General features: G+C 63.9%; 15 protein-coding genes and 1 pseudogene. 5 read left to right on the top strand and 11 right to left on the bottom strand.

Translation table 11 applies throughout. The annotated features are described in order from the left end of the window. The first annotated feature begins 434 nt into the window (after positions 1–434). Complete coding sequence (locus tag EN824_RS21100; RefSeq protein ID WP_135932665.1) at positions 435–842, top strand: hypothetical protein; 408 nt, start codon at positions 435–437, stop codon at positions 840–842. A 36-nt stretch (positions 843–878) separates the two neighbouring features. Here EN824_RS21100 and EN824_RS21105 read toward each other — a convergent pair whose 3' ends face one another. From EN824_RS21105 to EN824_RS35330, 6 genes and pseudogenes are all read right to left on the bottom strand, one after another. Then, positions 879–1,139 carry a hypothetical protein gene (locus EN824_RS21105; protein ID WP_135932666.1) on the bottom strand — a complete coding sequence of 87 codons (261 nt, stop codon included), beginning with the start codon at positions 1,137–1,139 and terminating at the stop codon, positions 879–881. 512 nt (positions 1,140–1,651) lie between these two features. Continuing rightward, complete coding sequence (locus EN824_RS35325) at positions 1,652–1,813, bottom strand: hypothetical protein (RefSeq protein WP_189522203.1); 162 nt, start codon at positions 1,811–1,813, stop codon at positions 1,652–1,654. A gap of 205 nt (positions 1,814–2,018) precedes the next feature. Continuing rightward, positions 2,019–2,657: a hypothetical protein gene (locus tag EN824_RS21110; RefSeq protein ID WP_135932667.1), complete on the bottom strand. Its 639-nt coding sequence runs from the start codon at positions 2,655–2,657 to the stop codon at positions 2,019–2,021. A gap of 223 nt (positions 2,658–2,880) precedes the next feature. Further along, positions 2,881–3,522: pseudogene (locus EN824_RS21115) on the bottom strand (magnesium chelatase domain-containing protein); the annotation flags it as partial. A 225-nt stretch (positions 3,523–3,747) separates the two neighbouring features. Next, positions 3,748–4,356, bottom strand: coding sequence for a class I SAM-dependent methyltransferase (locus EN824_RS21120; RefSeq protein WP_135932669.1), 609 nt, complete (start codon positions 4,354–4,356; stop codon positions 3,748–3,750). A 31-nt stretch (positions 4,357–4,387) separates the two neighbouring features. Further along, positions 4,388–4,558 (bottom strand): hypothetical protein, encoded by a 171-nt coding sequence (locus EN824_RS35330; RefSeq protein WP_189522204.1) that lies wholly within the window; start codon positions 4,556–4,558, stop codon positions 4,388–4,390. A gap of 104 nt (positions 4,559–4,662) precedes the next feature. Between EN824_RS35330 and EN824_RS21125 the strand changes: the two genes are divergently transcribed. Beyond that, positions 4,663–5,583 carry a LysR substrate-binding domain-containing protein gene (locus tag EN824_RS21125; RefSeq protein WP_135932735.1) on the top strand — a complete coding sequence of 307 codons (921 nt, stop codon included), beginning with the start codon at positions 4,663–4,665 and terminating at the stop codon, positions 5,581–5,583. A 101-nt stretch (positions 5,584–5,684) separates the two neighbouring features. On the opposite strand, the gene gshB is transcribed toward EN824_RS21125, so the two are convergent. The 3 genes from gshB to EN824_RS21140 all read right to left on the bottom strand — a co-directional run bounded on the left by gshB (position 5,685) and on the right by EN824_RS21140 (position 8,077). Beyond that, the gene (gene gshB / locus EN824_RS21130) at positions 5,685–6,626 is read right to left on the bottom strand and encodes a glutathione synthase (RefSeq protein WP_135932670.1); all 942 of its coding nucleotides are present in this window, start codon (positions 6,624–6,626) and stop codon (positions 5,685–5,687) included. 71 nt (positions 6,627–6,697) lie between these two features. After that, on the bottom strand, positions 6,698–7,072 hold the full coding sequence (locus EN824_RS21135) for a GtrA family protein (RefSeq protein ID WP_135930738.1): 375 nt from the start codon (positions 7,070–7,072) through the stop codon (positions 6,698–6,700). 3 nt (positions 7,073–7,075) lie between these two features. Then, positions 7,076–8,077, bottom strand: coding sequence for a glycosyltransferase (locus tag EN824_RS21140; RefSeq protein ID WP_127871116.1), 1,002 nt, complete (start codon positions 8,075–8,077; stop codon positions 7,076–7,078). Positions 8,078–8,242: 165 nt separating this feature from the next. On the opposite strand from EN824_RS21140, the gene EN824_RS21145 reads away from it, so the two are divergent. After that, complete coding sequence (locus tag EN824_RS21145) at positions 8,243–10,036, top strand: GtrA family protein (protein WP_135932671.1); 1,794 nt, start codon at positions 8,243–8,245, stop codon at positions 10,034–10,036. Between the two features lie 15 nt (positions 10,037–10,051). Here EN824_RS21145 and EN824_RS21150 read toward each other — a convergent pair whose 3' ends face one another. Beyond that, entirely contained in the window at positions 10,052–10,393 is a 342-nt protein-coding gene (locus tag EN824_RS21150; RefSeq protein WP_135932672.1) for an Atu4866 domain-containing protein, read from the bottom strand. A 5-nt stretch (positions 10,394–10,398) separates the two neighbouring features. Further along, positions 10,399–11,124 carry an SDR family oxidoreductase gene (locus EN824_RS21155; protein ID WP_127871119.1) on the bottom strand — a complete coding sequence of 242 codons (726 nt, stop codon included), beginning with the start codon at positions 11,122–11,124 and terminating at the stop codon, positions 10,399–10,401. A gap of 118 nt (positions 11,125–11,242) precedes the next feature. Between EN824_RS21155 and EN824_RS21160 the strand changes: the two genes are divergently transcribed. Both EN824_RS21160 and EN824_RS21165 read left to right on the top strand, forming a co-directional pair. Beyond that, positions 11,243–12,127, top strand: a complete 885-nt coding sequence (locus tag EN824_RS21160; RefSeq protein ID WP_127277980.1) for a LysR family transcriptional regulator — start codon at positions 11,243–11,245, stop codon at positions 12,125–12,127. A gap of 118 nt (positions 12,128–12,245) precedes the next feature. After that, positions 12,246–13,595 (top strand): EAL domain-containing protein, encoded by a 1,350-nt coding sequence (locus EN824_RS21165; RefSeq protein WP_135883834.1) that lies wholly within the window; start codon positions 12,246–12,248, stop codon positions 13,593–13,595. Positions 13,596–13,692 lie beyond the last annotated feature (97 nt).

Below are 13,692 nucleotides of genomic sequence, written 5' to 3' on the forward strand. Positions count from 1 at the left end.
TGCGGCGGCTTGCCGAAGCCATCGGCCGCCGTATCGCTGCGCTTCTTACTCGGTTGGAGCCGCCGCCGGAGACGAGAGCAGCGGTCTTGGCCCGCGTTGCTCGCGACTATGAGAGCCGCCTGTCGCGGCCTCGCAACTACGCGTCCGGAACCGTTCCGGAACAGGACCCGGCACCCGCATATCGACCACGCTTTTGAAAAAGGGGGAGAGCCATGAACAATCAGCGCCAACTTGGGAAGAACCGCCGGAGGTCATGCCGCGACCGCTGGCGATACCAGCGTCACCAACGCCGCCGGACGGCGGCTAACCCCGCAACGTCGGCTTTCCTTCAGCTTCTCACCGTGATCTTTGCCGTCTTTGGACGCGTGCCTATCCTCCCTGTTCAACTGCCTCAACCCGCACCGTCTCCGCGTCCGGCTCCCCGACGCACGGACATGTCTCCCGAACAGATCGAACGAGAGCACGGTGAGGGCGGCCGGATAGCGATGCAGCCGCGAGTGGTGCACGGTCGTTATCGTGTGCTGCCGTCGTATTCTAGAATTCTCCGGGATCTCTCCCGTCCCGCTGTTGCTGCCCGTGTCGACGCAGCCGGGGCGTTGCTCGCGCGAGTGCCGATGGAAGCCCTCGAATGGACATACGCGGTCCTACGGGAGGAGGATTGGGCGGCGCTTCGTACGATCGTCCAACCCGGCATGAGCGACGCAGAGGCGGATGCCGCTCTTGTAACTGCCGCGCGTGAAGCCCTGTTGAGACAGGCTGCCGAGGATGCCGCAGCGGCATCGACTGATGATGAAGACGACGGCGACGATAATGACAACAAGCGCCGCCGGCGAGGTCGGTGACGGAAAAGGGAGCCTCCGAGGCTCCCCTTTTGTCTTCTACAGCGCGCGGATGGCCAGCCGCCGCATAGCGTACTCTGCGGCTGTCATCGCCTCCTCGGGCGTGTCTGCAAAGCCCGTAGCGACGACTGAGACTCCATCCCTGCCGATGACATCGTAGCTGCATTGCAGGTCCTCATCATCGGGAACAGTCACCGTCGCCTCCGCGAGCAGGCAGCCGCCCGGCCCGGCGATTGCGGACGCGTAGCCGTACACGTCTGGCTCCGGCTCCCATTGCAAAAATCGTGTCGTGTTTTTCATGCTTCAGTACTCCCTTTGGTTGTAGACAGGAGGCGAGTAGCATGACGTTTGCGGCCTGGTCGAATCAGAAAAAATTGGACGATTTTCCCAGTAATTTCCGCCCGTTGTCGCTGTCTAACGCTTCAGAAAAGGATTCGAAACGGAGCGCAAGGATTCAACCATCCATTGAATCCTTGGGGCCAAGGATTCAAAGCCTAAAGTTTTATTGAATTTCATTGAAGGGGCTCGGGCTCACCTCAATGGGGCTATCACGCTCACCTGGGGATCCGGCAGGGGTTCCCCTCGCCTTACCCCCACACGATGCTCCGGAGGGTCGGACGGGTCACTTGCCCCGTCCTGGGCCTACGGCCCACCCCCCTCCCGCATAGTGCCGGGGCCCCTCGGCTCGGTGACGGTCTGCCCGGCCGCTCCTATGCCCTGCGGGCACCGCCACGCCCCTTTGGGCCGAGGCGGGTCGGAGCCTATGCGGCCGGTCAGCTCGTCAACCCCTGCCTCGCCGCCTCCCGGGGACATTAAGGCTGCGACGGAGAGGGAGAGTCGTCGCGCGTCTCGTTTTCAATGAATTCTTCGCAGTCCGCCTTGCTCTTGGGTCCGTAGAGGCGGGCATTGCCGCTCCAGACTTCAAATAGACCTGTGGGACGGCCCTCGCCGTCTAATTCCGGATAGATTTTCATCTGCTTGCCCCTTCGAGCGGATCGCTGTCAAAGGGGGTAGCGCCTCATCGTTGACAATGTCTTCAGGCGAGGAAGATTTCTTTTCTTCAATTAATGTATCACAACGTCAGCAGGTGCGCTCCGCCAGATATTAGTGGATACTAACGTTGGCAAAGGACGGAGGCTGCCTATGCAGGTGCCGCAGCAGGTTGAAAGCCGACCTGGGTCACGGCTTAACGCGGCCCAATCTCTCTCGAAAATTGAGCAGCGCGCGCCCTAGCCAGTTAGGAAGCCCTACGTCCTCGGCCATGACAATCATGCCCTCTCGATGACGCTCCAAAGCCGCGTGGTCGGTCCAGTAGTCCGGCGCAATTGCCAGCTTGCGTTCGATCTTCTGTAGCAAATCCCCGTTTTGCGGGATCTTCAGCGCAAACGCCCTTTCCTGGCGGATACAGACCCTCTCGACGCGGGAGCGTATCTCCTCTGAGTAGCCGATGTTATACCTGATTAGCCTGCCGTGGGTTGCTTCATGAACGAGGGTGGATGCGATAATTTCCGGAGAGGTGTTAAGGACATACTCGTTATCGACCAGGCACCGTCGCAGGCTCTCGACGAAGCAAGCCGTTTTGACGGGGAGCGGATGCGACCAAATTCGATCGATCTCTTTCAAGATCCTTCGATACCGATACATGTCATACGCTTTGATGAGCTGAAGAGCCTTTTCTAGCTTGCGAAGCACTTCGGTATCGTTCTCGTCAGCAAAGACACCGACCCACAGACCGTCAACCCGGATATTACACGACAGGCGCATAAATACCCAGTCGATAAACCGTCTAATGACTGAGGATGGACGCGAACTGGTCATAGTCCCAGGGCTGCCGATAAATTTCACAACCTAGTATCTTCATCTCGATTCCACCGGGTTGAACAGCAGTCCATAGCCTGGAATAGCTGAAGTCCGCGTCAACGATGACGGTCGAATTTGAATGACGACCAAGTCGGCTCCAGCCATTCCGCGCCGGAAGGTGCCTGGTTCATCGGGTAGCTGAATTCGCTACTTGCAAGTGTCGAATAATGTAGCACAACGTCAGCAGGTTGTGGCCGCCGGCAGCCGCCACCTCCAGCGCCCGCTTGGCGGTCTCCTGGCCCTTGATGTCGGCGAGGTCGGGCAGGTCGCGCGGCGCGGCGCGGATGCCGGCCTCGGGCCGCGACAGCACCTGCGTGCCGCGGAAATGGTTGGCGATGGCAATCAGGCTGCGCGGCGCCAATATGTCGAAATCAGCGCCCGCCCAAGCAGCTTCCGATCCGCAGGCGAACGGGCAGATCAGGCCCTTGCCCTCGGCATTGGCGCCGATCGCCGCCGGCAGCGCGCCGGCCACGGCGGTAATCGTGCCGTCGAGCGACAGTTCGCCCAGCACGACATAGCCGGCCAGCATGTCGCCTGGAATGGCGCCAAGGGCGGCCATCAGGCCAAGCGCGATCGGCAGATCGTAGTGGCTGCCTTCCTTGGGCAGATCGGCCGGCGCCAGGTTAACGGTGACCTTCTTCGACGGCATCGACAGGCCCGACGCATGCAGCGCCGCCTGCACCCGCTCGCGGCTCTCGGCCACCGCCTTGTCGGGCAGGCCGACGATCTGAATGCCGACCTTGCCGGGCGCGATCATCACCTGCACGTCGACCGGCACGGCCTCGATGCCCTGGAAAGCGACCGTACGAACCCGCGCCACCATTCTTTGCCCCCGATGCCGTCTCTCCCCAGCCTTTGTGAGCCGGCCGCGAGCGACGTCAACGCGAGACAACCACAGATTTTAGCCCAAGGCAAGAACAATACAGGAACAAAGAGAGGCGTGCGCATACCGTCGACGGGCTCGCAACTGCCTGCAAGGCGCCTCACCGTGCGCGTGACGATGCGAGCCGCGCAGGATGGAGGCGAAGGTTCCGGGAGTCCGTGCAGATCACGACGGCTTCACCGCCAGAAAAGTGTTCCACCCTCGCTCCTTCCTGCCGACGCGGAAGCTGTGGCTGACAAGCTCCATGCCGGCGGCCTCGATGCGCGCCGCGAAGGCGTCCTTGCGCCAGTCGACCGTATGGTATCTGCCGCTCGTTTCGCCGTCGCCGTCGCGCATCGAGACGACAAAGGCACCACCGGGCCGCAACGCCCGCGCGATCTTCTCCAGAACCGGGTCGATCTGGTCGCGCGGCACATGGATCAGCACGGCAAGCGCCACCACCGCGTCATAGGGACCGCCAAGCTCGTCGGTGATCACATCGAGCAGATCGCCGGTCTTGCCGCGTGCTGCCTGCAGTTCGAGAAAGCGCCGTGTCGCGTCGGTCCGCCGGACCTTGACGCCGAGGCCCTCCAGGAAGTCCGCATCGCGGCCAGGTCCGGACCCGATTTCCAGGACGCGGCCGCCCGGCCCGGCGATCGCCGCGGCGCGCTTCAGCGCGGCCTGGTCGTTCGGGTGGGGGACATGCCCGACAATCTCGTCATAGCGGACCGCGTAGTCCTCATACGACTCGATCGTCTGGCGGCTTTGCGCCAGGGCCTTCGCCGGTACGGTCATCGCTGCCTCCTTGATGTGGCCGCCATCGCGGTCAGCGGATGCTGCCATAGGGCGCGTGGCCGTCGAGCAGGCCGATATCGCGGCGGAAATGGTCCGACAGGGCGCGCTGGTCGAGCAGGCCGCGCGACCGCGATCTGAAGGGAGCGACGAAGAGGTCGAGGATCGGATGACGGACCGTGATGCGCTGGGTAGAGGGGGTCATTGCCATGTCCTTTCGGCGTTGTGTTGATGGCTGGAGTGTGCGCCGTTCTCCTCTTGGTTTCCAATCGAACGTCGCGTATCATGCATCAACGGGATTGATGCATGATGAGCTGGGACCTGCCGCCCTTGGGCGCCATCAGGGTGTTTGAAGCCGCATCGCGGCTGGGCAGCTTTACCAAGGCGGCCGAAGAGCTCGGCATGACCCAGTCGGCGGCCAGCTACCAGATCAAGGTGCTGGAGGAACGCGCCGGAACACCGCTTTTCGTAAGAAAAACAAGGCAGATCGCCTTGACCGAGGCCGGCGAGCAGCTGGCGCCGCACGCATCGGGTGCCTTCTCGGCGCTGGCCGATGCGTGGGTGGCGACCAAGGGCGGCGCCACCGGCGTGTTGTCGGTCACCACGGTCCAGACCTTTGCCTCGACCTGGCTCGCCGTGCGCCTTGGAGCATTCCAGCTGATGCATCCGGATCTTGCCGTGAAGGTCGACACATCGTCCCGGCTGGCCGATTTTGGGCGCGACGGCATGGATATCGGCATTCGCACCGGCACCGGGAAATGGCCGGGCCTGGCAGCCCATTATCTGTTCAAGGCGGATTACACGCCGATGCTCAGCCCGAGGCTGGTGCGGAGCGTGGGAGGCATCCGCCACCCCGAAGATCTCTACAAGTTGCCATTATGCTGTTCGACCGATCCCTGGTGGAAGATCTGGTTCGAAGCAGCCGGCGCCCGCTTCGAGCCCGATCGCATCATAGCCGGCCCGGAACTTGGCACGCAGGCCTACGACGCGATGGCGGCGCTCACGGATCAGGGCGTCGCCATCCTCACCCGCAACCTCTACAGCTCGTTGCTGGCGACAGGACAGCTCATTCAGCCGTTCGAGGCCATGGGGTCCGACGGCGACGGCTACTGGCTGGTGCATTCCGAAAGCCGCCGCAACACCCCGAAGATCAGGCTGTTCAGGGACTGGGTGCTGGCCGAGACGGCTGATGTCAGGGAGCGCGAACAGCGCCGGGTCGAAGAGCCTTGATCAAATCAGGAACATCAGGGGAACCGGTAACCGGACCGGTTGCGCCCCGGTTGTAGCCGGCTGCAAAAAGCGGAACATGGTTAACACAAAATGAAAACGGATTATGTCCGCTTCGCTTCGACCGCATCCCAGAACAGGGCGGCAATATCCGCCCCGCCGAAGCGATGCACTTCACGCACGCCCGTCGGCGAGGTGACATTGATCTCGGTCATGTAGTCGCCGATGACATCGATGCCGACCAGGATGAAGCCGCGTTCCCTGAGCGACGGCCCGATGCGGGCGCAGATCTCGCGCTCGCGCGCCGTCAGCTCGGTTTTCTCGGCACGGCCGCCGACATGCATGTTGGAGCGGGAATCGTGCTCGGCCGGCACCCGGTTGATGGCGCCGACCGGCTCGCCGTCGATCAGGATGATGCGTTTGTCGCCCTTGCGCACATCCTTCAGGTAGCGCTGCACGATATAGGGCTCGTGGAACAGCTGGCCGAACATTTCGAGCAGCGAGGCGAGGTTGCGGTCGGCTTCCAGCAAATGGAAGATGCCGGCGCCGCCATTGCCGTAGAGCGGCTTGACGATGATGTCGCCGAATTCCTTGCGGAAGGCGGCCACCTCGAGCGGATCCTTGGTGATCAGCGTGTCCGGCATCAGATCGGAAAACTCGGTGACGAAGATCTTTTCCGGGCTGTTGCGCACCCAGGCCGGGTCGTTGACGACCAGCGTCTTCGGATGGATGCGCTCGAGGATATGCGTGGTGGTGATGTAGTTCATGTCGAAGGGAGGGTCCTGGCGCAGCAGGATGACGTCCATCTCCGACAGGTCGGTGCGAACCTTTTCGCCCAGCGAGTAGTGGCTGCCCTTTTCGTCGCGCACCTGCATCTCCTCGATGCGGGCAAACACCTTGCCGTCGCGCAGCGACAGGCGGTCGGGCGTGTAGTGGAACAATTGATGGCCGCGCCGCTGCGCTTCCAGCGACAGCGCGAACGAGGTGTCGCCGGCGATCGACACGGTCGAGACATGGTCCATCTGGACGGCGATTTTCAGCTTCATGGCGGATCCCCAGCGCAGTCAACGCAAGCGATATAAGGGTCCCGGCGCCTTCTGCCAATCGGGCCACGCCGTTAACGGTCGAAGACCAGCCGCGAGTAACCCAGGAAGGACAGCGTCATGGCTGCCAGCGAAGCGATGGCAAGCGCCGCCAGTGGTGGCGCCGCCGGCAGCACCAGCAGGATGGCTGAGTAGACGGCATAGTTGACGATGCTGGTGGCGACGCCGACGCCGCCATAGCGGGCGCCTTCCTGTGTCACGCCCCTGCTCGACGGCGAGAAGGTCAGGTGCCGGTTGATCTGCCAGGTGACGCAGAGCGCGAAGCCGATCGACAGCATGCGGGCGACGAAGGGTCCGAGCGGCGTGACGGCGAGCAGCAGCCACAGCGCCGCCGCGTCGGCGACGAAGCCGATGCCGCCGGCGAAGACAAAGCGGACGATGCGTTGCATCGGTCAGGCCGCACGCGAGGCCTTGCCCGGTTGCGGCTTCCGAACCACGTCGCCGGTGCGGCGCTCGACACGGCCCGAAGGCATGGAGAGATAGAAGATCCGCTTCTGCTCGGCGCGCCCACGCGAGACCGAATCGAGGATCAGTCCGGTCACCGCCGCCAGCATGGACAGAAGCAGCAGGCCGACCGACAGCACCCAGGTCGGCATGCGCGGTACCAGGCCGGTCTCGGCGAATTCGACCAGCACCGGCGCCATCAGGAACAGGCTCGAGGCCAGGAAGAACAGCGAAAAGGCGCCGAAGAAGCGCAACGGCTGCGTCTCCTTCATCAGCATGGCGAACATCCACAGGATCCTGGCGCCGTCGCGGAAGGTCGACAGCTTCGACGACGAGCCTTCCGGCCGGCGGCCGTAGTCGAGCGCAATCTCGCTGACCGGCAATTTGAGCTGCGAGGCGTGCACCGACATTTCGGTCTCGATCTCGAAGCCGCCGGAGACGGCGGGGAAGCTCTTGACGAAACGCCTGGTGAAGACGCGGTAGCCGGAGAAAATGTCGGTGAAATCGCTGCCGAACAGCCATTTGTAGAGGCTGTTGAAGGCCCGGTTGCCGAAGGCATGGCCGGCCCTGCCGGCATCGTCGGTGACGCCGCGCCTGGTGCCCACCACCATATCGCAACGCTCGGTCAGGAGCGTGTTGATCAATTGCGGCGCGTCCTCGGGCGCGTAGGTGCCGTCGCCATCGGCCATCAGGTAGATGTCGGCGTCGATGTCGGCGAACATGCGCCGCACCACATTGCCCTTGCCCTGGCGCGGCTCGCGAACCACGATGGCGCCGGCCGCGCGGGCGCGCAGCGCCGTCAGATCCTTCGAATTGTTGTCGTAGACATAGATGGTTGCCGCGGGCAGCGTCTCGCGGAACCGCCGCACCACCTCGGCGATGGTCAGCTCCTCATTATAGCAGGGCAGGAGCACGGCGATGACGGGTTCATGGCTGATGTCTTGCGGCATTTTCGTCTCCGAATGCCTTGTCGACCATGCGGTCGCGCTCCGGAAACCGGCCGCGTTCAGGCGGTTTTACTATTTATTGAAGCCGTTAAGGCTAGGTTTAAGACCGACTTCACGAGTGTCGATTTGGCCTGGAAAGGCCCGGCATTCCCGCCAAGGGCGATCGGCATGAGCACAGCAACGGGAACTTCCACAGGGAAGTCCGATATCGCGTTCGCGTTGCTTGCCGCCTTGCTGCTGCTCGGCCTCAATGCCCAGCAGGGATTCCCGCAACTGGCCAATCCGGCGGGCGACAATGACAGCCTGCTGCAACTGGTCGAAGTCCGCGACCTGCTGGCGGGCCAAGGCTGGTTCGACCTGCACCAGTACAGAATGGGGCTGGAGGGCGGCTTCGTCATGCACTGGTCGCGGCTGCTCGACGCGCCGCTGGCGCTGAGCATCCTTGCCGTTTCGAGCCTGACCGGCAGCGCCGCCCTGGCCGAACAGATCGTGCAAATAGTCTGGCCGGCCCTGCAGTTCTTTATCGCGGTCTTGTTCATCATCCGCGCCGCGCGCGCTTTCGCCGGCCCGCCCGCTGTGCTGCCCGCCGCCGTCGTCGGCGGGGCGGCCTTGTATTACATCGGGATTTTTTCCCCAGGCGCGCTCGATCATCACAATGTCCAGCTGATGCTGACGCTGGCGAGCCTGGCCTTGCTGCTCGAGGCGCCCACGTATCGGCCGGCTGCCCTTGTCGCGGGCATCTGCGCCACGCTGACCCTGGCCATCGGCATGGAAAGCGCGCCCTATGATGGGGCCCTCGGCGCCGTCGTCGCTCTGCTGTTTCTCTGCAATGGCGACGCCGAAAGGCTGATCGCCAGGGATTTCGGTCTCGGCGTAGCCGGCGTCTCGGCTCTGGTCTTCGCCGCCACCATTCCGGTGTCGTCCTGGGGCCAAGCCCAGTGCGACACGTTCTCGCTCGTGCAGTTCGCCGTTACCGCGCTTGCCGGCGCCGGTCTGGCAATCATTGCTTCGTGGAAGGCCGCCAACGCGACGGCCGCCCGGCGCCTGATGTCGCTTGGCCTGCTTGCCGTCGCTCTCGCCCTCGTCGTGATGCTCTTCTTCCCGCAATGCCTGGCGGCGCCCTATGCCCATCTCGACCCGCGCCTGCAGCAGATGTGGCTCGGCTATATCGAGGAGGCACAGTCGATCGTCCAGCTTGTCGCCGACGATCCGGCAAGGGCCGTGGCGCGTTTTGCGACGCCGCTGGTGGCGATCGTGCTGATGGCGCTCCGTTTCAGCCATGGCGGCTGGCGGCGGCAGGACAGCCTCGTCGCCGCACTGCTGGTCGTGGCGGTCCTGGTCAGCGCCTGGGAAGTGCGCGGCTCGACCTTCTCCATCGCCTTCGCGGTGATCCCGCTTTCGGCCTGGATCGCCAAATGGCGGCAGCGGGCCGAAGCCAGCCCGTCCAGCGGCTCGGTACTCAGGATGGCGGCGGCCTGGCTGATCTCGGTCAATGCCATCTGGTCGGGTGCCGCCGAGGCCGCCTCGAGCGCCTTCGCAACCGCTGCACCCGCCAGGGACGCCAGCATCGATGCGCCCTGCAACAGCAAGGCCTCGTTCGCCGTGCTTGGCGCGATGGCCCCCACCACGGTGCTTGCCATCTCCAATCTTGGCTCGCCCATCCTCGCCTTTACCGGTCATCGCGTATTCGCCGGGCCCTATCATCGCAACGTCGCCGGAAACCTGCTCGTGTTCGATGCCTTGCTGGGCTCGGCCACCGACGCCAAAGCCATCGTCGAAAGCCACCATGTCGGCCTTGTCGCGCTCTGCCGCGACAACCCGGAAAGCCGGCTGTTCGCGGCCAGGGCGCCGGACGGTTTTCTGGCCGGGCTGATGCGCGGCAGCGTGCCGGAATGGCTGGAGCTGGTGGCGGAGACCAGGGGCAACCCACTGGAACTCTACCGCGTCCGGCTCGGCGGCTGATCCGGCCGGCAGTCGCTACTCCTTCCGATACAAGATCATGCCGCCGTGATGCAGCACGCCGTCGATGAACGTGCCATCGGCGGTGAATCCGGTATCGTCCCAATAGTCGATGTGATGCCCCCGGACTTCGTAACGCCCCCGATACGCGCTCTCCCGGGTTCCACGCGCTTCGTCGTACCGGCCATTTGGAAGCAGCTTGTGACGGACATGGCCATCGGCTGTCACCCACATGCCTGCATAGGGATGGCTTTGAGCAATGATTTGCTGGTCGGGATTCATCTGGGCGACACCTTTCTGCACGGGGACCGCGCCAAAGAGAAGCATGAGCGATGCAAGCAGGGAAAACGACGACGTCATGGCCGCTACCTTGTGGCCGTCGGCCGAATGACGATCTCGTTGACATCGACGTCGTCGGGCTGCTCGATGGCGAAGCGCACCGCGCGGCCGATCGCGTCCGGCTGCAAGGCGATCGCCCGGTAGGTCTTCATGGCTTCGGCCGCCAGCGGATCGGTGATGGAATGGGCCAATTCACTCTCGACCACGCCGGGATGAATGCAGGTCACCCGAATGTCGTCGTTCTCCTGCCTGAGGCCGTCGGAAATCGCCCGCACCGCGTATTTGGTCGCGCAATAGACCGCTGCCGTTGGCGCGACCGAGAGCGCGCCGACCGAAGCGATGTTAATGATGTGGCCGGAGCCTCTCGCGGTCATCTCCGGCAGCACCGCGGCGATCCCGTGGAGCACGCCCTTGATGTTGACGTCGACCATGCGGTCCCATTCGTCGACCTTGAGGGAGGCCATCAGCGAAAGCGGCATCACGCCGGCATTGTTCACGATCACGTCGACGCGTCCCCAGGCTTGTCGCGCCGCCTCGGCAAAGGCAGCGACATCGTTACGGTCGGTGACGTCGAGGCCGCGGATCCTGGCCTCCCCACCGTGCGCGGTGATCTCCTCGGCGAGCGCCTCCAGCCGGTCTGTGCGCCGCGCGCCGAGCATGACTTTCGCCCCGGCGGCGCCGAGTTCGCGGGCAATCCCCGCGCCGATTCCGCTTGATGCGCCGGTAATGAGGACGGTCTTGTCGAGGGGCATGCTTGTCTCCTGTTCCTGGATTGACCGCCGCCTTGCGTCGGTTGCCAGGAAGATAGAATTGCCCCATTGTCGCGTTAAGACAGCCATTTCTTGACGCTATGGAAAGCCACGCTAACCAATGGATCTCAACGCGCTCTCCGTTTTTGCGCTTGTCGCCGAGGAGCGGAGTTTTCGCGCCGCCGCCGACCGGCTGGGTGTCACCCGCTCGGCCGTCAGCCAGACGATCAGGCGGCTGGAAGAGACCATCGGCATAGCGCTTGTGCGGCGCACGACGCGCAGCGTCAGCCTCACCGAGGCGGGGGAGCGGCTCCGCGCCGAAATCGCGCCGGCCATCGCGGACATGCGTGCCGCGGTCGAGGCCGCCGGCAGCTTGCGTGGGCGCCCGCGCGGGCAGTTGCGGCTCGCTGTTTCGTCGATCGCCGAGGGCTTCCTGTCAGGGCCGTTCCTGGCAGCCTTCGCCGAGGCCAATCCGGAGGTTCAGATCGACATCACGGTGACGGACGATGAATTCGATATCGTTGCCCAGGGATACGATGCCGGCGTCAGGCTGGGCGAAGTCATCGAGCAGGACATGATCGCGGTTCCCGTTGCCGGTGACGAGCGGCAGCTGGCTGTCTGCGCGCCAGCCTACCGCGATCGATTTGGTGAGCCTGCGCATCCGAGCGAGCTTGCGGCCCGTCGCTGCATTGGTTGGCGTCCCGCTCCCGGGGTTGCGCCCTACCGATGGGAATTCGCGGTCGACGGCAAGGAGTTCAGCGTCGCCGTCGCCCCGGAGATCACGACAAACGACATGACGTTGATGATCAGGCTCGCTGTCGCCGGCGCCGGCATCACCTTCGGCATGGAACGGAGCTTCCGTCCCTGGCTCGACCGGGGCGAGCTGGTGCCCATCCTGGAGTCCTACTGCCCACGCTTTGCCGGCTTCTATCTCTATTATCCCGGCCGCCGCAACTTGGCGCCGAAGCTGCGCGCGCTTGTCGATCACCTGCAACGCTTCAGATAGCGTCGTGGGATCGTTGGCGGGTCTCGAAAAATCGATTCAAGCGATACGTTTCCTAAAGGGTTTGCTGCCAGTCTCGAAATAAATTCCGACGACAAAACAGGGACGAACAGGGACACCGATGCAAACTCCGTTTGGCACCGGTCAGGCAAACAGGGAAAGCACGGATCTGGCGTTCACCGATCCGTTGACCGGGCTTGGCAATCATCGCCGCTTCTTCGACAAGGTCGACCGCCTGATCAGCGACCGCGCCGACGATCCCGCGCCCTTCACCGTCGGCATTCTCGACCTCGACGGCTTCAAGCCGATCAACGATCTGTTCGGCCACAAGGCCGGCGACGACATCCTGATCCAGGTCGCCATGCGGCTGCGTGCCTCGATGGACGGCCATTCGACGGTCTGCCGCATCGGTGCCGACGAATTCGCCTTCCTCTACCCGCTGGTGTTCTCGGAGGATGCGGCGGCTGAAAAATCCCGCATGCTGATCGAGATCCTGTCGGCGCCCTATGATGTCGGCGAGCGCACCGCCAGGCTCTCGGCCTCGGTCGGCTGCTCGCTGTTCTATTCGGGCGACGAGACCACCGAGATCCTCATCAACAAGGCCGAAACGGCGCTCTACCATGCCAAGCGTTCCGGCCGCGGCCGCGTCGTCGTCTACACCCGTGAGATGGAAGAGGCCGCCAAGCGCGTCACCCGCATCGAGCAGGCGCTGCGCCGCGCCGTCTCCGCCGGCGAGGTGGAGCCGCATTTCCAGCCGATCGTCGACCTCACCACGCGCCGCACCATCGGCTTCGAGACGCTGGCGCGCTGGACCGATCGCGATCTCGGCGCGGTGCCGCCGACCGTCTTCATCCCCATCGCCGAGGAGCGCGGCATCATCGGTCCGCTGTCGCAGCTGGTGCTGCGCAAGGCGACCGAAGCCGCCAGGAGCTGGCCGAAGGACCTGTTCCTGTCCTTCAACCTGTCGCCCTCGCAGCTCGTCGACCAGAACACCGGCCTGCACATACTGGCGATCCTCGACCGCACCGGCTTCGATCCGCGCCGGCTGGAGATCGAGATCACCGAGACCGGCCTGATGAACGACCCTGCCTCGGCGGCGCAGATCGTCGAGGATCTGCGCCGCGTCGGCATCCGCGTCTCGCTCGACGATTTCGGCACCGGCCAGTCCTCGCTCGGCCGGCTGCGTGAATTCCATTTCGACAAGCTCAAGATCGACCGCGCCTTCGTCGCCTCCATTCTCGAAGACCGGCCATCCGAGCACATCATCCGCGCCATCCTCGCCATGTGCGAAGGGCTCGGCATGGACGTCGTCGCCGAAGGCATCGAAGAGGAGGCGCAGGCCGACCGGCTGGTCCAGTTCGGTTGCGCCGGCGGACAGGGCTATCTGTTCGGCAAACCGGCCGATGCCGATGCCACATTGGGCTACCTCCGTGATTCCTTCCGTGGCGCCTTGCGCGCCAAGGCGATCTAAAACGGCAAAAAACGGTGCTGCCCACCATGGGGCGACGCCGCTTCGCGGGTCGAGCGTGGCACCATCGCCTTTTTGTCAGACATAAGCCCGAAAATGC

It is taken from the genome of Mesorhizobium sp. M8A.F.Ca.ET.181.01.1.1, from assembly GCF_004792025.1.
In the GTDB taxonomy this organism is placed as follows: domain Bacteria; phylum Pseudomonadota; class Alphaproteobacteria; order Rhizobiales; family Rhizobiaceae; genus Mesorhizobium.